Raw genomic sequence first — 20,780 nt, 5'->3', positions numbered from 1 at the left:
GTCCCCGTCGGGCCGGCATAATGGTCGGCCTGATTTTGTATTAGGTCAGTAGCTCAATTGGCAGAGCGACGGTCTCCAAAACCGTAGGTTGGGGGTTCGATTCCCTCCTGACCTGCCATTTTCTAGTGAATTTGGCGTGTCTTCTCACAGGATCCTTGTTCATGAATGTTAAGTCTGAAGCCAAAGACTCTCGCTTCGATCTGCTTAAGTGGATTGTGGCGGCCCTGCTTGTGGTTGTAGGGGTGGTCGGTAATCAGTACTTCTCTCGGTGAGCCGATTCTGTACCGTGTCGTTGCATTGCTGGTTCTGGCGGTAGCTGCTGCTGCTGTTGCCCTGCAGACGGCAAAAGGTCAGGCGTTTTTCGCACTGGTCAAAGAAGCCCGCGTCGAGATTCGCAAGGTTGTCTGGCCAAGTCGTCAGGAAACCACGCAAACCACGCTGATCGTCGTCCTAGTCGTGCTGGTCATGGCTTTGATGTTGTGGGGGCTCGATTCGCTCCTCGGTTGGCTTGTGTCGTTTATCGTAAGTTGAAATAGGATTTCCCGTGGCTAAGCGTTGGTACGTTGTGCATGCTTACTCGGGCTACGAGAAGCATGTAATGCGTTCGCTGATCGAGCGCGTAAAGTTCGCCGGAATGGAAGATGATTTCGGCGAGATTCTGGTTCCCACTGAAGAAGTGGTGGAAATGCGTAATGGCCAGAAGCGCAAGAGCGAGCGAAAGTTCTTTCCAGGTTATGTGTTAGTGCAGATGGAAATGAACGAGGCTACCTGGCACTTGATCAAAGATACCCCGCGCGTCATGGGGTTCATTGGCGGTACTGCCGATAAGCCTGCGCCTATCACTGAAAAAGAAGCTGACGCTATTCTGCGTCGTGTTGCCGATAATGGTGACAAGCCGAAGCCAAAAACCTTGTTCGAGCCGGGCGAGATGGTTCGTGTGGTCGATGGCCCGTTTGCTGATTTCAGTGGCGTCGTCGAAGAAGTGAATTACGAGAAAAGCCGTATCCAGGTGGCAGTGACCATTTTTGGTCGTTCAACACCGGTCGAGCTGGAGTTTAGTCAGGTCGAGAAGTCGTAACTGACAACCGCATCCCATACCCCGCAGTCATAGACTGCGGGGTTTTGTTGTCACTGGGATAAACAGGCAATAACCGGGGAGCCGCGAGGCGCTAGAACCCGTAACTGGAGTAGCTAATGGCTAAGAAAATCACGGCTTATATCAAGCTGCAAGTAAAGGCCGCTCAGGCCAACCCGTCGCCACCCGTCGGCCCGGCTCTGGGTCAGCACGGCGTGAATATCATGGAATTCTGCAAGGCGTTCAACGCCAAGACTCAGGGCATGGAACCTGGTCTGCCGACTCCAGTGATCATCACTGTTTACAGCGACCGTAGCTTCACCTTTGAAACTAAGAGCACCCCAGCTTCCGTGCTGCTGAAAAAAGCAGCCGGTCTGACCAGTGGTTCGGCTCGTCCGAATACCGTCAAGGTCGGTACCGTTACTCGTGCCCAGCTCGAAGAGATCGCCAAGACCAAGCAGGCTGATCTGACTGCAGCTGATATGGATGCAGCCGTGCGTACTATCGCCGGTTCTGCTCGTAGCATGGGCCTCAACGTGGAGGGTGTGTAATGGCTAAGCTGACTAAGCGCCAAAAGGCTATCGCGGCCAAAGTAGAGCCGGGCAAGGCTTACAGCTTCGTCGAAGCTGCTGCTCTGCTGGCTGAAATCTCTGCTGTCAAGTTCTCCGAGTCCGTTGATATCGCTATCAACCTCGGTGTTGACCCGCGTAAATCAGATCAGGTTGTTCGTGGCGCTACCGTGCTGCCGAACGGCACTGGCAAAAGCGTTCGCGTTGCCGTGTTCACCCAGGGCCCGGGCGCTGAAGCTGCTCTGGCTGCCGGCGCTGACCGTGTAGGCATGGACGATCTGGCTGCTGAAATGAAAGCCGGCGACCTGAACTATGACGTGGTCATCGCCTCTCCGGATGCCATGCGCGTTGTTGGCCAGTTGGGCCAGGTTCTCGGCCCGCGCGGCCTGATGCCTAACCCGAAAGTCGGCACTGTGACTCCGGACGTTGCTACTGCAGTCAAGAATGCCAAGGCTGGTCAGGTGCGTTTCCGTACTGACAAGAACGGCATTATCCATAGCTCCGTTGGCAAGGTTGGCTTTGAAGCCGACAAGCTGAAACAGAACGTGGAAGCACTGCTGGCCGACCTGAAGCGCCTGAAGCCTTCGACCTCGAAAGGCATCTACGTCAAGCGCGTGACCCTGAGCACCACTATGGGCCCGGGTCTGGTGATTGACCAAGGTTCGCTGGACGCTTAATGAATGACTGCAGGCGCATGTAGTGCGCCTGCAGCGAAAAAATTGGGGTCCCTGCCTGGCGGGGGCTATCCAAGACCGTAGGGGGCGCAAGCCTCAAACCCGAAGAGCAATCTTCAACCCTACGCAGATGGTGCTCCCGATTCTTACCGAATCAGACACCAAAACGCCGTCCGGCCTTGGTCGGGCGAAACGGTAACATCCAGGAGTAAACCCGTGGCAATTAAACTCGAAGACAAGAAGGCCATCGTCGCTGAAGTCAACGAGGCTGCCAAAGCTGCCCTGTCTGCTGTTGTGGCTGATGCCCGCGGCGTGACCGTAAGCGCTATGACCGGACTCCGTAAAGAGGCCCGCGCATCTGGTGTGTACGTACGTGTTGTACGTAATACCCTGTTGCGCCGCGCTGTTGAAGGCACTCAGTATGATGTGCTCAACGACGTGTTCAAAGGCCCGACCCTGATTGCTTTCTCCAACGAACATCCGGGCGCTGCTGCCCGTATCTTCAAAGAGTTCGCCAAGGGTCAGGACAAGTTCGAGATCAAGGCAGCTGCGTTCGAGGGTCAGTTCCTCGCAGCCAATCAGATCGACGTACTGGCAACTCTGCCGACTTATGACGAAGCCATTTCCCAGCTGATGAGCGTGATTCAAGGCGCTACCAGCAAACTGGCTCGTACTTTGGCGGCCGTTCGCGATCAGAAAGAAGCCGCCGCCGCTTAAGGCACGCCATTCTTTCTCACGCTATTTGTTTAATTTGACGGTCGCGAAGGCTGTCCCCCAATACAGGAATTAGAGTCATGGCTCTGTCTAACGAAGACATCATCGAAGCAATCGGCCAGAAAACCGTTCTGGAAGTTGTTGAACTGATCAAAGCAATGGAAGAGAAGTTTGGCGTTACTGCCGCTGCTGCTTCCGCTGGTTCAGCTGCTGTTGCTGCTGTTGCCGAAGAGCAAACCGAGTTCAACGTCATCCTGACCGAAGCTGGCGAGAAGAAAGTGAACGTCATCAAGGCTGTTCGCGAACTGACCGGTCTGGGTCTGAAAGAAGCTAAAGCAGTTGTTGACGGCGCTCCTGGCGTGGTCAAAGAAGGCGTGTCGAAAGACGAAGCCGAAGCTGCCAAAAAGGTTCTGGAAGAAGCAGGCGCCAAAGTCGAGCTCAAGTAAGCGACGACATTGCGTCTACAGCCCGCGCGAATCGCATAAGGCTGACGGCTGGTGGCTCTTGCCACCGGCCTTTTTCCGTTCTAACTCGGCTCTTCGGTAGCCCAGGCTTGGAACGTGAAAAACCCACCAACGAGGTGGAGCAAACCTAGGGTTTGCACGAGTTTCTGGCTGCTCCCGTCGGAGAAGCCAAATAAGCAGGTGACCAAGCTGGGGAACGCTGATGGCTTACTCATATACTGAGAAAAAACGTATCCGCAAGGACTTTAGCAAGTTGCCGGATGTCATGGATGTGCCTTACCTCCTGGCCATTCAGCTGGATTCGTACCGCGAATTCCTGCAGCAAGGCGCGAGCAAGGAACAGTTCCGCGACATCGGCCTGCATGCGGCCTTCAAATCTGTATTTCCGATCATCAGCTACTCCGGCAACGCTGCCCTGGAATACGTCGGCTATCGTCTCGGCGATCCAGCCTTTGATGTCAAAGAGTGCACGCTGCGTGGCGTGACCTATGCCGTCCCGCTGCGTGTAAAAGTGCGCCTGATCATTTTCGACAAAGAATCGTCGAACAAAGCGATCAAGGACATCAAGGAGCAGGAAGTGTACATGGGCGAAATTCCGCTCATGACCGAGAACGGTACCTTCGTTATCAACGGTACCGAGCGAGTGATCGTTTCCCAGTTGCACCGTTCCCCAGGTGTGTTCTTCGACCACGACCGTGGCAAGACTCACAGCTCGGGCAAGCTGCTGTATTCCGCTCGCATCATTCCTTACCGCGGTTCCTGGTTGGACTTCGAGTTCGATCCTAAGGATGCGGTATTCGTACGTATCGACCGCCGCCGCAAACTGCCGGCTTCGGTTCTGCTGCGTGCGCTGGGCTATAGCACTGAAGAAGTGCTGGATGCTTTCTATACCACCAACGTTTTCCATGTAAAAGGCGAAGGCCTGAGCCTGGAACTCGTTCCGCATCGCCTGCGCGGTGAAATCGCCAGCCAGGACATCCTGGATGGCGCTGGCAAGGTGATTGTCGAGCAGGGGCGTCGTATCACCGCTCGCCACATCAACCAGTTGGACAAGGCCGGTATCAAAGAACTGGACGTGCCGTTCGACTACCTGATCGGCCGCACCAGCGCCAAGGCGATCGTGCACCCGGCTACCGGTGAGATCCTCTGCGAGTGCAATACCGAGCTGTCGGTCGAGCTGCTGGCCAAGATCGCCAAGGCTCAGGTCGTCCGTATCGAGACCCTGTACACCAACGACATCGACTGTGGCCCGTTCATCAGTGACACGCTGAAGATCGACAGCACCACCAATCAGCTGGAAGCGCTGGTCGAGATCTACCGCATGATGCGTCCAGGCGAGCCACCTACCAAGGATGCCGCTGAAACGCTGTTCAACAACCTGTTCTTCAGCCCTGAGCGCTATGACCTGTCTGCGGTCGGCCGGATGAAGTTCAACCGTCGTATCGGTCGTACCGAGATCGAAGGTTCGGGCGTGTTGTGCAAAGAAGACATCGTTGCCGTTCTGAAGACGCTGGTCGACATCCGTAACGGCAAGGGCATCGTCGATGACATCGACCACCTGGGTAACCGCCGTGTACGTTGCGTCGGTGAGATGGCCGAGAATCAGTTCCGCGTTGGCCTGGTACGTGTTGAGCGTGCGGTCAAAGAGCGTCTGTCGATGGCCGAAAGCGAAGGCCTGATGCCGCAGGATCTGATCAACGCCAAGCCGGTTGCGGCGGCGGTGAAAGAGTTCTTCGGTTCCAGCCAGCTTTCCCAGTTCATGGACCAGAACAACCCGCTCTCCGAGATCACCCACAAGCGCCGTGTTTCGGCTCTTGGCCCGGGCGGTCTGACCCGTGAGCGCGCAGGCTTCGAAGTCCGCGACGTACACCCGACCCACTACGGCCGTGTGTGCCCGATCGAAACGCCGGAAGGCCCGAACATCGGTCTGATCAACTCCCTGGCAGCCTATGCCCGCACCAACCAGTATGGCTTCTTGGAAAGCCCATACCGCGTTGTTCAGGAAGGCAAGGTTACCGACGAGATCGTGTTCCTGTCCGCTATCGAAGAGGCTGACCACGTTATCGCCCAGGCATCGGCGACCCTGAATGACAAAGGTCAGCTGATCGACGAACTGGTAGCTGTTCGTCACCTCAACGAGTTCACCGTCAAGGCGCCGGAAGACGTCACCTTGATGGACGTTTCGCCGAAGCAGGTTGTTTCGGTTGCAGCGTCGCTGATCCCGTTCCTGGAACACGATGACGCCAACCGTGCGTTGATGGGTTCCAACATGCAGCGTCAGGCTGTACCCACCCTGCGTGCTGACAAGCCGCTGGTTGGTACCGGCATGGAGCGCAACGTAGCGCGCGACTCGGGCGTTTGCGTCGTGGCTCGCCGCGGTGGCGTGATCGACTCCGTCGATGCCAGCCGTATCGTGGTTCGCGTTGCCAACGATGAAGTCGAAACTGGTGAAGCTGGTGTCGACATCTACAACCTGACCAAATACACCCGCTCCAACCAGAACACCTGCATCAACCAGCGTCCGCTGGTGAAGAAGGGTGATGTGGTGGTGCGTAGCGACATCATGGCTGACGGCCCGTCCACCGACATGGGTGAACTGGCGCTGGGTCAGAACATGCGCGTCGCGTTCATGCCGTGGAACGGTTACAACTTCGAAGACTCCATCCTGCTCTCCGAGCGCGTGGTTCAGGAAGACCGCTTCACCACGATCCACATCCAGGAACTGACCTGTGTGGCGCGTGACACCAAGCTCGGCCCAGAGGAAATCTCTGCGGACATCCCGAACGTCGGTGAAGCTGCACTGAACAAGCTCGACGAAGCCGGTATCGTCTACGTTGGTGCTGAAGTTGGCCCTGGCGACATTCTGGTTGGCAAGGTAACGCCGAAGGGCGAAACCCAGCTGACGCCAGAAGAGAAGCTGCTGCGTGCGATCTTCGGTGAGAAGGCCAGCGACGTTAAGGACACCTCCCTGCGCGTGCCGACCGGCACCAAAGGTACTGTCATCGACGTACAGGTCTTCACCCGTGACGGCGTCGAGCGTGATGCTCGTGCTCTGTCGATCGAGAAGAGCCAGCTGGACGAGATCCGCAAGGATCTGAACGAAGAGTTCCGCATCGTCGAAGGCGCGACCTTCGAGCGTCTGCGTGCCGCTCTGGTTGGCAAGGTCGCCGAAGGCGGCGCTGGCCTGAAGAAAGGTGCTGCGATCACTGACGAAGTGCTCGACGGTCTGGAGCGTGGCCAGTGGTTCAAGCTGCGCATGGCTGAAGATGCACTGAACGAGCAGTTGGAAAAGGCTCAGGCCTACATCTCCGACCGCCGTCAGCTGCTCGACGACAAGTTCGAAGACAAGAAGCGCAAGCTGCAGCAGGGCGATGACCTGGCTCCAGGCGTACTGAAGATCGTCAAGGTCTACCTGGCAATCCGTCGTCGCATCCAGCCGGGTGACAAGATGGCCGGTCGTCACGGTAACAAGGGTGTGGTCTCGGTGATCATGCCGGTCGAAGACATGCCGCATGACGTGCATGGCACGCCGGTCGACATCGTTCTGAACCCGCTGGGCGTACCGTCGCGTATGAACGTCGGTCAGATCCTCGAAACCCACCTGGGCCTCGCGGCCAAAGGGTTGGGCGAGAAGATCAACCGTATGCTCGAAGAGCAACGCAAGGTCGCTGAGCTGCGTAAGTTCCTGCACGAGATCTACAACGAGATCGGCGGTCGCAACGAACAGCTGGACACTTTCTCGGATCAGGAAATTCTGGATCTGGCGAAGAACCTGCGTGGCGGCGTGCCAATGGCGACGCCGGTGTTCGATGGCGCCAAGGAAAGCGAAATCAAGGCCATGCTGAAACTGGCAGATCTGCCAGAAAGCGGTCAGATGCAGCTTATCGACGGGCGTACCGGCAACCAGTTCGAACGTACGACCACTGTTGGTTACATGTACATGCTGAAACTGAACCACCTGGTGGACGACAAGATGCACGCGCGTTCCACGGGTTCCTACAGCCTGGTTACTCAGCAGCCGCTGGGTGGTAAGGCGCAGTTCGGTGGTCAGCGCTTCGGGGAGATGGAGGTCTGGGCTTTGGAAGCTTACGGCGCCGCCTACACCCTGCAGGAAATGTTGACCGTCAAGTCGGACGACGTGAACGGCCGTACCAAGATGTACAAGAACATCGTGGATGGCGATCACCGCATGGAGCCGGGCATGCCCGAGTCCTTCAACGTGTTGATCAAAGAGATCCGTTCGCTCGGTATCGATATCGATCTGGAAACCGAATAACACGACGTGAATCGGCAGCGGGGCTTTATGCCCGCTGCCTGCTCCGCCAGGAGGAAAGGCCTTGAAAGACCTACTGAATTTGCTGAAAAACCAGGGTCAAGTCGAAGAATTCGACGCCATCCGCATTGCATTGGCTTCGCCGGAGATGATCCGTTCGTGGTCGTTCGGTGAAGTTAAAAAGCCGGAAACCATCAACTACCGTACGTTCAAGCCCGAGCGTGACGGCCTGTTCTGCGCCAAGATCTTTGGCCCGGTAAAGGACTACGAGTGCCTGTGCGGTAAGTACAAGCGCCTGAAGCACCGTGGTGTTATCTGCGAGAAGTGCGGTGTTGAAGTCGCGCTGGCCAAGGTTCGTCGTGAGCGCATGGCGCACATCGAACTGGCTTCGCCGGTTGCTCACATCTGGTTCCTGAAGTCCCTGCCGAGCCGTATTGGTTTGCTGATGGACATGACCCTGCGTGATATCGAACGCGTTCTCTACTTCGAGAGCTATGTCGTTATCGATCCAGGCATGACCACCCTCGAAAAAGGTCAGCTGCTGAACGACGAGCAGTATTTCGAAGCGCTGGAGGAGTTCGGTGATGACTTCGACGCCCGTATGGGTGCTGAGGCTGTTCGCGAGCTGCTTCACGCTATTGATCTGGAGCACGAGATTGGTCGTCTGCGCGAAGAGATTCCGCAAACCAACTCGGAAACCAAGATCAAGAAGCTGTCCAAGCGTCTGAAACTGATGGAAGCGTTCCTCGGCTCGGGCAACCTGCCTGAGTGGATGGTGCTGACCGTTCTGCCTGTTCTGCCGCCAGATCTGCGTCCGTTGGTTCCGCTTGATGGTGGTCGTTTCGCGACGTCCGACCTCAACGACCTGTATCGCCGCGTGATCAACCGTAACAACCGCTTGAAGCGCCTGCTCGATCTGTCCGCTCCGGACATCATCGTGCGCAACGAAAAGCGTATGTTGCAGGAAGCTGTCGATGCACTGCTCGACAACGGTCGTCGTGGTCGCGCTATCACCGGTTCGAACAAGCGTCCTCTGAAATCCTTGGCTGACATGATCAAGGGTAAGCAGGGTCGTTTCCGTCAGAACTTGCTCGGTAAGCGTGTTGACTACTCCGGTCGTTCGGTAATTACCGTAGGCCCGACTCTGCGTCTGCACCAGTGCGGTCTGCCGAAGAAGATGGCACTTGAGCTGTTCAAGCCATTCATCTTCGGCAAGCTGGAAATGCGCGGTCTCGCGACCACCATCAAAGCGGCCAAGAAAATGGTCGAGCGCGAACTGCCAGAGGTTTGGGACGTTCTCGCTGAAGTGATCCGTGAGCACCCGGTTCTCCTCAACCGTGCACCGACCCTTCACCGTCTGGGCATCCAGGCGTTTGAACCAGTACTGATCGAAGGTAAGGCTATCCAGCTGCACCCGCTGGTCTGTGCTGCGTACAACGCCGACTTCGACGGCGACCAAATGGCCGTGCACGTACCGCTGACACTGGAAGCCCAGTTGGAAGCGCGCGCGTTGATGATGTCGACCAACAACATTCTGTCGCCAGCCAACGGTGAGCCAATCATCGTTCCGTCGCAGGACGTTGTATTGGGTCTGTACTACATGACCCGTGAGGCGATCAACGCCAAAGGCGAAGGCCGTGTATTCGCAGATCTGCAGGAAGTTGACCGGGTTTTCCGTGGTGGTCAGGCGTCGCTGCATGCTCGCGTAAAAGTTCGCATCAACGAAGTGATCAAAGACCGCGACGGCAGCATCACCAAGAACACCCGTATTGTCGACACCACTGTCGGCCGTGCGCTGTTGTTCCAAATCGTGCCGGCTGGCCTGTCGTATGACGTGGTCAACCACTCGATGAAGAAGAAGGCCATCTCCAAGCTCATCAACCAGTGCTACCGCACCGTTGGCTTGAAAGACACGGTGATCTTCGCTGACCAGTTGATGTACACCGGTTTCGCCTACTCGACCATCTCGGGTGTGTCGATTGGCGTCAACGACTTCGTTATCCCGGATGAGAAGGCGCACATCATTGACGCCGCCACCGAGGAAGTTAAAGAGATCGAATCGCAGTACGCCTCCGGCCTGGTAACTCAGGGCGAGAAGTACAACAAAGTGATCGACCTCTGGTCCAAGGCTAACGACGAAGTGTCCAAAGCGATGATGTCGAACCTCTCGAAAGAGAAGGTTATCGACCGCGATGGCAAAGAAGTCGAGCAAGAATCCTTCAACTCGATGTACATGATGGCCGACTCTGGTGCGCGGGGTTCTGCTGCGCAGATCCGTCAGTTGGCCGGTATGCGTGGTCTGATGGCCAAGCCGGACGGCTCGATCATCGAAACGCCGATTACTGCGAACTTCCGTGAAGGTCTGTCGGTACTTCAGTACTTCATCTCCACTCACGGTGCGCGTAAAGGTTTGGCGGATACCGCACTGAAAACCGCGAACTCCGGTTACCTGACTCGTCGTCTCGTCGACGTAGCCCAGGATCTGGTAGTGACCGAGGTCGATTGCGGCACTGAGCAGGGTCTTTACATGACTCCGCACATTGAAGGCGGCGACGTCGTCGAGCCGCTCGGTGAGCGCGTACTGGGCCGTGTCATTGCCCGAGACGTGTTCAAGCCTGGCACCGAAGAAGTCATCGTCCCGGCCGGCACCTTGGTCGACGAGCAGTGGGTCGAGTTCATCGAGCTGAACAGCATCGACGAAGTGGTCGTGCGTTCGCCGATCAGCTGTGAAACCCGCTATGGCATCTGCGCCAAGTGCTACGGTCGCGACCTGGCTCGTGGTCATCAGATCAACATCGGTGAAGCAGTCGGCGTCATCGCTGCACAGTCGATCGGTGAGCCGGGTACCCAGCTGACCATGCGTACGTTCCACATCGGTGGTGCGGCAAGCCGGACTTCGGCTGCCGACAGCGTACAGGTGAAGAACGGCGGTGCGGTTCGTCTGCACAACCTGAAGCACGTTGAGCGTCTGGACGGTAACCTGATCGCGGTATCGCGTTCCGGTGAGTTGGCCATCGCTGACGAGTTCGGTCGCGAGCGCGAGCGCTACAAGCTGCCGTACGGTGCGGTCATTTCCGTCAAGGAAGGCGACAAGGTCGACGCTGGCGCCATCGTCGCCAAGTGGGATCCGCACACCCACCCGATCGTTACCGAGATGAAAGGTACCGTCACCTTCGTAGGTATGGAGGACGGCATCACCATCAAGCGTCAGACCGACGAGTTGACTGGTTTGACCAACATCGAAGTTCTCGATGCCAAGGATCGTCCGGTTGCTGGCAAGGACATCCGTCCGGCCGTGAAACTGGTTGATGCCAATGGCAAGGATCTGCTGCTGCCAGGTACTGACGTGCCAGCACAGTACTTCCTGCCTGCTAACGCCCTTGTTGGTGTGGCAGACGGTGCTCAGGTTGCGGTCGGTGACGTTATCGCCCGTATCCCGCAAGAAACTTCGAAGACCCGTGACATCACCGGTGGTCTGCCGCGCGTTGCTGACTTGTTCGAAGCGCGTCGTCCGAAAGAAGCGTCGATTCTGGCGGAGATCAGCGGCACCATCGCGTTCGGTAAAGAGACCAAAGGCAAGCGCCGCTTGGTCATTACGCCGACCGATGGCAGTGATCCGTACGAAGAGCTGATCCCGAAATGGCGTCACCTGAACGTGTTCGAAGGTGAGCAGGTCAACAAGGGTGAAGTTATCTCCGACGGTCCGAGCGATCCGCATGACATCCTGCGTCTGCTGGGTGTCAGCGCCTTGGCCAAGTACATCGTCAACGAGATCCAGGACGTTTATCGCCTGCAAGGCGTGAAGATCAACGACAAGCACATCGAGACCATCCTGCGCCAGATGCTGCGCAAGGTCGAGATCGCCGAGTCGGGGGATTCCACCTTCATCAAGGGCGACCAGATGGAGCTGACCCACGTACTGGGCGAGAACGAGCGTCTGTCCGAACAGGACAAGTTCATCGCCAAGTATTCCCGCGTACTGCTGGGTATCACCAAGGCGTCGCTGTCCACCGAGTCGTTCATCTCGGCGGCATCCTTCCAGGAAACCACTCGCGTCCTCACCGAGGCCGCGGTTACTGGCAAGCGCGACTTCCTGCGTGGCCTGAAGGAGAACGTGGTCGTGGGTCGTCTGATCCCGGCAGGTACCGGCCTTGCTTACCACAGTGAGCGCAAACGTCGTCGCGAGGCTGACAAGCCTGTGCGTGTGAGCGCGAGCGAAGTGGAAGCGGCGCTGACCGAAGCGTTGAACTCCAGCGAAAATTGAGAGCGAGCCCTGACTGCTTGGCAGTCGGGGCCCGTGTCTTGACTAGGGGGGCGAGTCTCTTTAGACTCATGCACCCCTAAATATGGCAGGGCATAAGCCCTGCCATTTATTTATGGTGTAAATAAATAGCGTCGAAAGACGGACAGTGGAGCTAGTAGATGGCAACTATCAACCAGCTGGTGCGTCAGCCGCGCAAGCGTATCGTCGAGAAATCCGACGTACCTGCGCTGCAGAACTGCCCCCAGCGTCGTGGCGTATGCACTCGTGTGTATACCACCACGCCGAAAAAACCTAACTCGGCACTGCGTAAAGTTTGCCGTGTTCGCCTGACCAACGGTTTCGAGGTTTCCTCGTACATCGGCGGTGAAGGCCACAACCTGCAAGAGCACAGCGTCGTGCTGATCCGTGGCGGTCGTGTAAAAGACTTGCCAGGTGTGCGTTATCACACCGTTCGCGGCTCGCTGGACACCTCGGGTGTCAAAGGCCGTAACCAGGGTCGTTCGAAGTACGGTACCAAGCGTCCGAAGTAATCGGCCGTCGGTACTGAATGCAGTTTCTAATTTTATTGAGTCGATAAGAGTAAGGTCGGGCGTAACCTGATGGTTACAGTTCCGGGCTAACCTGAAGACCGTTTGAGGGCTTATCAAATGCCAAGACGTCGTGTAGCAGCCAAGCGCGAAGTGCTTGACGATCCAAAATACGGAAGCCAAATCCTGGCCAAGTTCATGAACCACGTGATGGAAAGCGGCAAGAAAGCCGTTGCCGAGCGTATCGTTTATGGCGCCCTGGAGAAGGTTAAAGAGCGTAAGAACAGCGATCCCCTGGAAATCTTCGAGAAAGCTCTCGACGCCATCGCTCCGCTGGTCGAAGTGAAGTCGCGCCGTGTAGGCGGTGCTACTTACCAGGTTCCGGTCGAAGTTCGTCCGTCCCGTCGTAACGCCCTGGCCATGCGCTGGTTGGTGGATTTCGCCCGTAAGCGTGGCGAGAAATCCATGGCCCTGCGTTTGGCTGGTGAACTGTTGGATGCTGCAGAAGGCAAAGGTGCTGCAGTTAAGAAGCGTGAAGACGTGCACCGTATGGCTGAAGCCAACAAGGCTTTCTCGCACTACCGCTTCTAATTTTAGCGTCACTCAATTTGCGAGGGCTTTATGGCTCGTACTACACCGATTAATCGCTACCGTAACATCGGTATCGTGGCTCACGTGGATGCTGGTAAAACCACTACCACCGAGCGCGTCCTTTTTTACACCGGCAAAAGCCACAAAATGGGCGAGGTGCATGATGGCGCCGCGACCACAGACTGGATGGTGCAGGAGCAGGAGCGTGGTATTACCATCACTTCCGCTGCTATCACCGCCTTCTGGAAAGGCTCCGAGAAGCAGTACAAGGACGAGCACCGCTTCAACGTCATCGATACCCCCGGGCACGTAGACTTCACCATTGAAGTTGAGCGTTCTCTGCGCGTACTCGACGGCGCGGTCGTTGTGTTCTGCGGTACCTCGGGCGTTGAGCCTCAGTCGGAAACCGTATGGCGTCAAGCCAACAAGTACGGCGTTCCGCGTCTTGTTTACGTAAACAAGATCGACCGTGCCGGTGCAGACTTCCTGCGCGTTATCGGTCAGATCAAACAGCGTCTGGGTCACACTCCGGTGCCGATTCAGTTGGCTATCGGCTCGGAAGATAACTTCCAGGGTCAGATCGATCTGATCAACATGCAGGCTGTGTACTGGAACGATTCCGACAAGGGCATGGTTCCTGTTCGCAAGGACATCCCTGCCGAGTTGCTGGAAGAGGCCGAAAAATGGCGCGGCAACATGGTAGAAGCTGCGGCTGAAGCCAACGAAGAGCTGATGAACAAGTACCTCGAAGGTGAGGAGCTCACCAACGAGGAAATCAAGGCCGCTCTGCGTCAGCGTACTATTGCTGGTGAGATCGTTCTGGCTGTTTGCGGTTCTTCGTTCAAGAACAAGGGTGTTCCCCTGGTTCTCGACGCCGTTATCGACTTCCTGCCTGCGCCTACCGACATTCCTGCTATCAAGGGTTCCAACCCTGATAACGAGGAAGAAGAGATGGAGCGTCATGCGGACGACAGCGAGCCTTTCTCGGCTCTGGCGTTCAAGATCGCTACCGACCCATTCGTGGGTACCCTGACCTTCGTCCGCGTTTACTCGGGCGTGTTGGCATCCGGCGACGGCGTGATCAACTCGGTCAAAGGCAAGAAAGAGCGTGTGGGTCGTATGGTGCAGATGCACGCAAACGCCCGCGAAGAGATCAAAGAAGTACGCGCTGGCGACATCGCTGCTCTGATCGGCATGAAGGACGTCACCACTGGTGAGACTCTGTGCAACGCTGACAAGCCAATCATCCTGGTTCGCATGGACTTCCCGGAGCCGGTTATTTCGGTTGCCGTAGAGCCCAAGACCAAGGATGACCAGGAAAAAATGGGTATCGCTCTGGGCAAACTCGCTCAGGAAGACCCGTCTTTCCGCGTCAAGACCGACGAAGAGACTGGTCAAACGATCATCTCTGGCATGGGCGAGCTGCACTTGGACATCCTGGTTGACCGGATGCGCCGTGAGTTCAACGTCGAAGCCAACATCGGTAAGCCTCAGGTTTCCTATCGTGAGCGCATCACGAAGAACTGTGAAATCGAAGGCAAGTTCGTGCGTCAGTCCGGTGGTCGTGGTCAGTTCGGTCACTGCTGGATCCGTTTTGCGCCTGCTGATGAAGGTCAGGAAGGTCTGCAGTTCGTGAACGAAGTAGTGGGCGGTGTGATTCCGAAGGAATACATCCCGGCTATCCAGAAGGGTATCGAAGAGCAGATGAAGAACGGCGTCGTTGCCGGCTATCCGCTGATCGGCCTGAAGGCTACCGTGTACGATGGCTCTTACCACGACGTCGACTCCAACGAGATGGCGTTCAAGGTGGCTGCTTCCATGGCGACCAAGCAACTGGCCCAGAAGGGTGGTGGTGAGTTGCTCGAGCCGATCATGGCGGTAGAGGTTGTTACCCCTGAAGACTACATGGGTGACGTGATGGGCGACCTTAACCGCCGTCGCGGCATGATCCTCGGTATGGAAGACACGATCTCCGGTAAGGTTATTCGTGCTGAAGTTCCGCTGGGCGAGATGTTCGGTTATGCGACCGACGTCCGTTCCATGTCTCAGGGTCGCGCAAGCTACTCTATGGAATTCAAAAAATACAATACAGCTCCGTCGCACATCGTCGAGTCTGTAACCAAAAAACAAGGCTGATTCAGCCCTTTAGGCAAGGAGTTAATTGTCGTGGCTAAAGAAAAATTTGAACGTAGCAAACCTCACGTCAACGTTGGCACTATCGGTCACGTTGACCATGGTAAAACCACGCTGACCGCCGCTCTGACTCGCGTTTGCTCCGAAGTTTTCGGTAGCGCCGTAGTTGCTTTCGACAAGATCGACAGCGCGCCGGAAGAGAAGGCTCGTGGTATCACCATCAACACTGCGCACGTTGAGTACAACTCTTCGATTCGCCACTACGCGCACGTTGACTGCCCGGGTCACGCTGACTATGTGAAGAACATGATCACCGGTGCTGCGCAGATGGACGGCGCTATCCTGGTTTGCTCCGCTGCTGACGGCCCGATGCCGCAGACTCGCGAGCACATCCTGCTGTCCCGTCAGGTAGGTGTTCCGTACATCGTTGTCTTCCTGAACAAGGCTGACATGGTTGACGACGCCGAGCTGCTGGAGCTGGTGGAAATGGAAGTGCGTGACCTGCTCAGCACTTACGATTTCCCGGGCGACGACACTCCGATCATCATCGGTTCGGCTCTGATGGCGCTGAATGGTCAAGACGACAACGAGATGGGCACCACTGCCGTCAAGAAGTTGGTTGAGACTCTGGACAGCTACATCCCAGATCCAGTGCGCGCTATCGACAAGCCGTTCCTGATGCCAATCGAAGACGTGTTCTCGATCTCCGGTCGTGGCACCGTGGTAACTGGCCGTATCGAGCGTGGCATCATCAAGATCCAGGAAGAACTGGAAATTGTTGGTCTGCGTGATACCGTCAAAACCACCTGTACTGGTGTTGAGATGTTCCGCAAGCTGCTCGACGAAGGTCGTGCTGGTGAGAACTGCGGCGTTCTGCTGCGCGGCACCAAGCGTGACGACGTAGAGCGTGGTCAGGTTCTGGTCAAGCCGGGTTCTGTCAAGCCGCACACTACCTTCACTGCAGAAGTGTACGTGTTGAGCAAAGAAGAAGGCGGCCGTCATACTCCGTTCTTCAAAGGCTACCGTCCTCAGTTCTACTTCCGTACTACTGACGTGACTGGTAACTGTGAGCTGCCGGAAGGCGTTGAAATGGTAATGCCAGGTGACAACATTCAGATGACTGTCACTCTGATCAAAACCATCGCAATGGAAGAAGGTCTGCGTTTCGCCATTCGTGAAGGCGGTCGTACCGTCGGCGCCGGCGTCGTAGCCAAAATCATCGCGTAAGTGATGATTTAAGAAAAAGCCCCCGCTTGCGGGGGCTTTTTTATTGGGTTGACACCTGCTAGGGGCGTCTATAGAATCACGCCTCCTTTTAACGGGCGTATTGCGTCCGTTGGGAATAGCAGCTTGGAATCTGAGGTCAAAATGCAAAACCAACAAATCCGTATACGGTTGAAGGCTTTTGACCATCGCCTGATCGATCAATCAACCCAGGAAATCGTGGAAACCGCGAAACGTACTGGTGCTCAGGTGCGTGGTCCGATTCCTCTGCCAACTCGCAAAGAGCGGTTTACCGTTCTGACTTCGCCACACGTCAACAAAGACGCGCGCGATCAGTTCGAAATCCGTACTCACAAGCGCGTACTGGACATTGTCCAGCCAACGGATAAAACCGTTGATGCGCTGATGAAGCTCGATCTTGCGGCTGGCGTGGAAGTGCAGATCAGCCTCGGCTAAAACCTGTCGGTTTTAGTCGTGTAACGCTCTGAAATGGGCGGCCATAGCGGGTGAAAGCCCCGTACACTCATGAGGTTACAACATGACTATTGGTGTAGTCGGTCGAAAGGCGGGTATGACCCGTATTTTCACCGAAGAAGGTGTCTCCATTCCGGTTACGGTCATTGAGATCGAGCCGAATCGCGTCACCCAGTTCAAAACTGAAGAATCCGATGGCTATCGTGCAGTGCAAGTCACTGTCGGTGAGCGTCGTGCTTCTCGCGTTACCGCTGCTCAGGCAGGTCACTTCGCCAAGGCGAACGTCGCGGCAGGTCGCACTGTTCTGGAATTCCGTCTTGAAGAAGGCGACTACCAGGCTGGTGATCTGATCAACGCTGAAATATTCCAAGCTGGTCAACTGGTCGATGTGACTGGTCAGTCCAAAGGTAAAGGCTTTGCCGGTACCATCAAGCGTTGGAATTTCCGCGGCCAGGACAATACTCACGGTAACTCCGTGTCCCACCGCGTTCCGGGTTCGATTGGCCAGTGCCAGACTCCCGGTCGTGTCTTCAAGGGCAAGAAAATGTCCGGTCACATGGGTGCTGAGCGCGTGACTGTGCAGTCCCTGGAAGTAGTGCGCGTGGATGCTGAACGCAACCTGCTGCTGGTCAAGGGTGCCGTTCCTGGCGCTACTGGCGGCAACTTGGTTGTACGTCCGGCTGCCAAGGCTCGCGGTTAAGGGGAAGCTGACATGCAATTAAATGTAAATGGCGCTCAAGCGATCGAAGTCTCTGATGCGACTTTCGGTGGCGACTACAACGAGACCCTGGTTCACCAAGCTGTCGTAGCCTACATGGCTGGCGGCCGTCAGGGCAGCAAGCAGCAGAAGACTCGTTCCGACGTTTCCGGTGGCGGTAAGCGCCCGTGGCGTCAGAAGGGTACTGGCCGTGCGCGTGCTGGTACCACTCGTGGCCCGATCTGGCGTGGCGGTGGTGTGACCTTCGCAGCTCGTCCGCAGAACCATGATCAGAAGCTGAACAAGAAGATGTATCGCGCTGCGATCCGGTCGATTCTTGCTGAGCTGGTCCGTAGCGACCGTCTGGTAGTGGTTGAAGACTTCGCTGTCGAAGCTCCGAAAACCAAAGAGCTGCTGGGCAAGCTGAACGACATGGGTCTGACTGACGTTCTGATCGTGTCTGACGCTGTCGATCAAAATCTGTACCTGGCTGCTCGCAACCTGCCGCATGTTGATGTTCGTGATGTGCAGGGTTCCGATCCGGTCAGTCTGATCGCGTATGAAAAGGTGCTGATCACCGTTTCTGCCGTGAAGAAATTCGAGGAGCTGCTGGGATGAACCAGGAACGCGTATTCAAAGTGCTGCTTGGCCCGCACATCTCCGAGAAGGCCACGACTCTGGCAGACAAGAAAAGCCAGTTCGTTTTCAAGGTTGCAACTGACGCAACCAAGCTGGAAATCAAGAAGGCCGTCGAAAGCCTGTTCAGCGTGAAGGTTCAGCATGTGACTACTCAGAACGTTCTGGGTAAGAGCAAGCGCACCGCTCGCGGTCTGGGCAAGCGTAACGACTGGAAGAAGGCGATCATCTCCCTTCAGCCAGGCCAGGATCTCGATTTCGCCACCAGCAGTGCTGAGTAAGGAAGGGGTGCATCATGGCAATCGTTAAATGCAAACCGACTTCCCCGGGCCGCCGTTTTGTGGTCAAGGTGGTCAATCAGGAGCTGCATAAAGGCGCTCCTCATGCTCCACTGCTCGAGAAGAAGTCGAAGACTGGCGGTCGTAACAACAACGGCCGTATCACTACCCGTCATATCGGTGGTGGTCACAAGCAGCACTATCGTCTGGTCGATTTCCGTCGCAACGACAAAGATGGCATCCCTGCCACTGTCGAACGCGTTGAATATGACCCGAACCGTACCGCGCACATCGCTCTGCTGAAATATGCAGATGGTGAGCGTCGTTACATCATCGCACCGAAAGGTGTGAGCGCCGGCGATCAGCTGGTCGCAGGTTCGATGGCGCCGATCAAGGCTGGCAACAGTCTGCCGCTGCGTAACATTCCGGTTGGTTCGACCGTTCACGGTATCGAGCTGAAGCCGGGTAAAGGTGCTCAAATCGCTCGTTCCGCTGGTGCTTCGGCTCAGCTGATCGCTCGTGAAGGCGTCTACGTCACCCTGCGTCTGCGCAGTGGTGAAATGCGTAAAGTGCTGGCCGAATGCCGCGCGACCCTGGGTGAAGTCTCGAACTCCGAGCACAGCCTGCGTTCGCTGGGTAAAGCTGGTGCCAAGCGCTGGCGTGGCGTTCGCCCGACCGTTCGTGGTGTTGCCATGAACCCGGTCGACCACCCACACGGTGGTGGTGAAGGTCGTACCTCTGGTGGTCGTCATCCGGTGTCTCCATGGGGCTTCCCGACTAAGGGCGCGAAGACTCGTGGTAACAAACGCACCGACAACATGATCGTCCGTCGTCGCAAGTAACTAGAGGGATACGACAGTGCCACGTTCTCTGAAAAAAGGTCACTTCATCGATCTTCACCTACTGAAGAAGGTCGAAGTAGCAGCAGAAAAGAATGATCGCAAGCCGGTTAAAACCTGGTCGCGTCGTTCGATGATTCTGCCGCAAATGGTCGGTTTGACCATCGCCGTGCATAACGGTCGCCTACACGTCCCAGTTCTTGTGAACGAAGACATGGTCGGCCACAAACTGGGCGAATTTGCCGGCACTCGTACCTATCGTGGGCACGTGGCTGACAAGAAAGCCAAGCGTTAAGGGGTAGGGAAATGGAAGTAGCCGCTAAGTTGTCGGGCGCTCGCATCTCCGCCCAGAAAGCCCGCTTGGTCGCCGACCAGATCCGCGGGAAGAAGGTGGGCGAAGCGCTCAACCTGCTGGCTTTTAGCAGTAAGAAAGCCGCGGAAATCATCAAGAAAGTGCTGGAGTCGGCAGTAGCCAACGCCGAGCACAACGAAGGCGCAGACGTTGATGACCTGAAGGTCAGCACCGTTTTCGTCAACGAGGGGCGTTCGCTTAAGCGCATCATGCCGCGTGCCAAAGGCCGCGCTGATCGCATCGTCAAGCGGTCTTGCCATATCACTGTCAAGGTTGCCGACAAGTAACGGAGTCGTTCAGATGGGTCAGAAAGTACATCCCACTGGCATACGCCTGGGAATCGTCAAGGAACACACCTCCGTCTGGTATGCAGACGGCCGGACTTATGCGGACTACCTGTTCGCTGATCTGAAGGTGCGTGAATACCTCCTCGACAAACTAAAAAGCGCGTCCGTAAGCCGTGTCGAGATCGCTCGTCCGGCTCAAACCGCACGCATCACCATCCACACCGCTCGTCCCGGCATCGTGATCGGCAAGAAAGGTGAAGATGTTGAAAAGCTGCGTCAGGACCTGACCAAGCAAATGGGCGTGCCTGTGCACATCAATATCGAAGAGATCCGTAAACCGGAACTCGACGGTATGTTGGTTGCGCAGAGCGTTGCTCAGCAGCTGGAGCGTCGTGTGATGTTCCGTCGTGCTATGAAGCGCGCGGTACAGAACGCCATGCGTATTGGTGCCAAGGGCATCAAAATCCAGGTGAGCGGTCGTCTCGGCGGTGCGGAAATCGCACGTACCGAATGGTATCGCGAAGGTCGTGTGCCGTTGCACACCCTGCGTGCCGATATCGACTATGCCACGTACGAAGCGCACACCACCTACGGTGTGATCGGTGTCAAGGTTTGGATCTTCAAGGGTGAGGTCATTGGTGGCCGCCATGAAGAACTGAAACCGCAAGCACCTGCGCCTCGTAAAAAAGCTGCTAAGTAAGGGGTACGC

The 20,780-nt window shown here is 56.4% G+C and carries 19 protein-coding genes, 1 tRNA gene and 1 pseudogene; all 21 read left to right on the top strand.

Annotated features, from left to right (window positions below; translation table 11 throughout):
• Positions 1–42: 42 nt before the first annotated feature.
• The 21 genes and pseudogenes from ACZ0AI_RS13915 (at position 43) to rpsC (ending at position 20,771) form a co-directional block, all read left to right on the top strand.
• A tRNA-Trp gene (locus ACZ0AI_RS13915) sits at positions 43–118 on the top strand.
• A 43-nt stretch (positions 119–161) separates the two neighbouring features.
• A pseudogene (gene secE, locus ACZ0AI_RS13910) lies at positions 162–531 on the top strand (preprotein translocase subunit SecE).
• 13 nt (positions 532–544) lie between these two features.
• Complete coding sequence (gene nusG / locus ACZ0AI_RS13905) at positions 545–1,078, top strand: transcription termination/antitermination protein NusG (RefSeq protein WP_225838154.1); 534 nt, start codon at positions 545–547, stop codon at positions 1,076–1,078.
• A 116-nt stretch (positions 1,079–1,194) separates the two neighbouring features.
• Positions 1,195–1,626: a 50S ribosomal protein L11 gene (rplK, locus tag ACZ0AI_RS13900; RefSeq protein ID WP_025167734.1), complete on the top strand. Its 432-nt coding sequence runs from the start codon at positions 1,195–1,197 to the stop codon at positions 1,624–1,626.
• Positions 1,626–2,321 carry a 50S ribosomal protein L1 gene (gene rplA, locus ACZ0AI_RS13895; RefSeq protein ID WP_225838157.1) on the top strand — a complete coding sequence of 232 codons (696 nt, stop codon included), beginning with the start codon at positions 1,626–1,628 and terminating at the stop codon, positions 2,319–2,321. The genes rplK and rplA overlap by 1 nt, the downstream gene beginning before the upstream one ends.
• Before the next feature lie 213 nt (positions 2,322–2,534).
• Positions 2,535–3,035: a 50S ribosomal protein L10 gene (gene rplJ, locus ACZ0AI_RS13890; protein ID WP_225838159.1), complete on the top strand. Its 501-nt coding sequence runs from the start codon at positions 2,535–2,537 to the stop codon at positions 3,033–3,035.
• 77 nt (positions 3,036–3,112) lie between these two features.
• Complete coding sequence (rplL, locus tag ACZ0AI_RS13885) at positions 3,113–3,478, top strand: 50S ribosomal protein L7/L12 (protein WP_463562381.1); 366 nt, start codon at positions 3,113–3,115, stop codon at positions 3,476–3,478.
• A 220-nt stretch (positions 3,479–3,698) separates the two neighbouring features.
• Positions 3,699–7,772 (top strand): DNA-directed RNA polymerase subunit beta, encoded by a 4,074-nt coding sequence (rpoB, locus tag ACZ0AI_RS13880; protein ID WP_463562380.1) that lies wholly within the window; start codon positions 3,699–3,701, stop codon positions 7,770–7,772.
• 61 nt (positions 7,773–7,833) lie between these two features.
• On the top strand, positions 7,834–12,033 hold the full coding sequence (gene rpoC / locus ACZ0AI_RS13875; RefSeq protein WP_463562379.1) for a DNA-directed RNA polymerase subunit beta': 4,200 nt from the start codon (positions 7,834–7,836) through the stop codon (positions 12,031–12,033).
• A 158-nt stretch (positions 12,034–12,191) separates the two neighbouring features.
• Positions 12,192–12,563 carry a 30S ribosomal protein S12 gene (gene rpsL / locus ACZ0AI_RS13870; RefSeq protein WP_003186084.1) on the top strand — a complete coding sequence of 124 codons (372 nt, stop codon included), beginning with the start codon at positions 12,192–12,194 and terminating at the stop codon, positions 12,561–12,563.
• A 117-nt stretch (positions 12,564–12,680) separates the two neighbouring features.
• Entirely contained in the window at positions 12,681–13,151 is a 471-nt protein-coding gene (rpsG, locus tag ACZ0AI_RS13865) for a 30S ribosomal protein S7 (RefSeq protein WP_002555493.1), read from the top strand.
• Positions 13,152–13,181: 30 nt separating this feature from the next.
• On the top strand, positions 13,182–15,287 hold the full coding sequence (gene fusA / locus ACZ0AI_RS13860) for an elongation factor G (RefSeq protein WP_463566145.1): 2,106 nt from the start codon (positions 13,182–13,184) through the stop codon (positions 15,285–15,287).
• 30 nt (positions 15,288–15,317) lie between these two features.
• A complete protein-coding gene (tuf, locus tag ACZ0AI_RS13855) occupies positions 15,318–16,511 on the top strand; it encodes an elongation factor Tu (RefSeq protein WP_415754459.1) in 1,194 nt (397 codons plus the stop codon).
• Positions 16,512–16,652: 141 nt separating this feature from the next.
• The gene (gene rpsJ, locus ACZ0AI_RS13850; protein WP_010486970.1) at positions 16,653–16,964 is read left to right on the top strand and encodes a 30S ribosomal protein S10; all 312 of its coding nucleotides are present in this window, start codon (positions 16,653–16,655) and stop codon (positions 16,962–16,964) included.
• An 82-nt stretch (positions 16,965–17,046) separates the two neighbouring features.
• Complete coding sequence (rplC, locus tag ACZ0AI_RS13845) at positions 17,047–17,682, top strand: 50S ribosomal protein L3 (protein WP_463562378.1); 636 nt, start codon at positions 17,047–17,049, stop codon at positions 17,680–17,682.
• Between the two features lie 12 nt (positions 17,683–17,694).
• Complete coding sequence (gene rplD / locus ACZ0AI_RS13840; RefSeq protein WP_463562377.1) at positions 17,695–18,297, top strand: 50S ribosomal protein L4; 603 nt, start codon at positions 17,695–17,697, stop codon at positions 18,295–18,297.
• Entirely contained in the window at positions 18,294–18,596 is a 303-nt protein-coding gene (gene rplW / locus ACZ0AI_RS13835; RefSeq protein WP_013789759.1) for a 50S ribosomal protein L23, read from the top strand. Before rplD ends, rplW begins: the two co-directional genes overlap by 4 nt.
• A 14-nt stretch (positions 18,597–18,610) precedes the next feature.
• Positions 18,611–19,435: a 50S ribosomal protein L2 gene (rplB, locus tag ACZ0AI_RS13830; protein WP_042552941.1), complete on the top strand. Its 825-nt coding sequence runs from the start codon at positions 18,611–18,613 to the stop codon at positions 19,433–19,435.
• A 16-nt stretch (positions 19,436–19,451) separates the two neighbouring features.
• Positions 19,452–19,727, top strand: a complete 276-nt coding sequence (rpsS, locus tag ACZ0AI_RS13825; RefSeq protein WP_463570023.1) for a 30S ribosomal protein S19 — start codon at positions 19,452–19,454, stop codon at positions 19,725–19,727.
• 11 nt (positions 19,728–19,738) lie between these two features.
• On the top strand, positions 19,739–20,071 hold the full coding sequence (gene rplV / locus ACZ0AI_RS13820; RefSeq protein WP_003210077.1) for a 50S ribosomal protein L22: 333 nt from the start codon (positions 19,739–19,741) through the stop codon (positions 20,069–20,071).
• 13 nt (positions 20,072–20,084) lie between these two features.
• The gene (gene rpsC / locus ACZ0AI_RS13815; RefSeq protein ID WP_463562376.1) at positions 20,085–20,771 is read left to right on the top strand and encodes a 30S ribosomal protein S3; all 687 of its coding nucleotides are present in this window, start codon (positions 20,085–20,087) and stop codon (positions 20,769–20,771) included.
• The last annotated feature ends 9 nt before the right edge of the window (positions 20,772–20,780 follow it).

Source organism: Pseudomonas sp. AC355 (genome assembly GCF_979258205.1).
The sequence above is the reverse complement of the archived record's forward strand: the minus strand, read 5'-3'. Positions and strand labels throughout refer to the sequence as shown.

Excerpts from the sequence above, each read along its gene's own strand:
- rplW (WP_013789759.1), top strand. The coding sequence starts at position 18,294 with ATGAACCAGGAACGCGTATTCAAAGTGCTGCTTGGCCCGCACATCTCC.
- rplL (WP_463562381.1), top strand. The coding sequence starts at position 3,113 with ATGGCTCTGTCTAACGAAGACATCATCGAAGCAATCGGCCAGAAAACC.
- rpoB (WP_463562380.1), top strand. The coding sequence starts at position 3,699 with ATGGCTTACTCATATACTGAGAAAAAACGTATCCGCAAGGACTTTAGC.
- rplD (WP_463562377.1), top strand. The coding sequence starts at position 17,695 with ATGCAATTAAATGTAAATGGCGCTCAAGCGATCGAAGTCTCTGATGCG.
- fusA (WP_463566145.1), top strand. The coding sequence starts at position 13,182 with ATGGCTCGTACTACACCGATTAATCGCTACCGTAACATCGGTATCGTG.
- rplV (WP_003210077.1), top strand. The coding sequence starts at position 19,739 with ATGGAAGTAGCCGCTAAGTTGTCGGGCGCTCGCATCTCCGCCCAGAAA.
- rpsC (WP_463562376.1), top strand. The coding sequence starts at position 20,085 with ATGGGTCAGAAAGTACATCCCACTGGCATACGCCTGGGAATCGTCAAG.
- rplC (WP_463562378.1), top strand. The coding sequence starts at position 17,047 with ATGACTATTGGTGTAGTCGGTCGAAAGGCGGGTATGACCCGTATTTTC.
- rplK (WP_025167734.1), top strand. The coding sequence starts at position 1,195 with ATGGCTAAGAAAATCACGGCTTATATCAAGCTGCAAGTAAAGGCCGCT.
- rpsL (WP_003186084.1), top strand. The coding sequence starts at position 12,192 with ATGGCAACTATCAACCAGCTGGTGCGTCAGCCGCGCAAGCGTATCGTC.
- rplB (WP_042552941.1), top strand. The coding sequence starts at position 18,611 with ATGGCAATCGTTAAATGCAAACCGACTTCCCCGGGCCGCCGTTTTGTG.
- rplA (WP_225838157.1), top strand. The coding sequence starts at position 1,626 with ATGGCTAAGCTGACTAAGCGCCAAAAGGCTATCGCGGCCAAAGTAGAG.
- rpsG (WP_002555493.1), top strand. The coding sequence starts at position 12,681 with ATGCCAAGACGTCGTGTAGCAGCCAAGCGCGAAGTGCTTGACGATCCA.
- rpsJ (WP_010486970.1), top strand. The coding sequence starts at position 16,653 with ATGCAAAACCAACAAATCCGTATACGGTTGAAGGCTTTTGACCATCGC.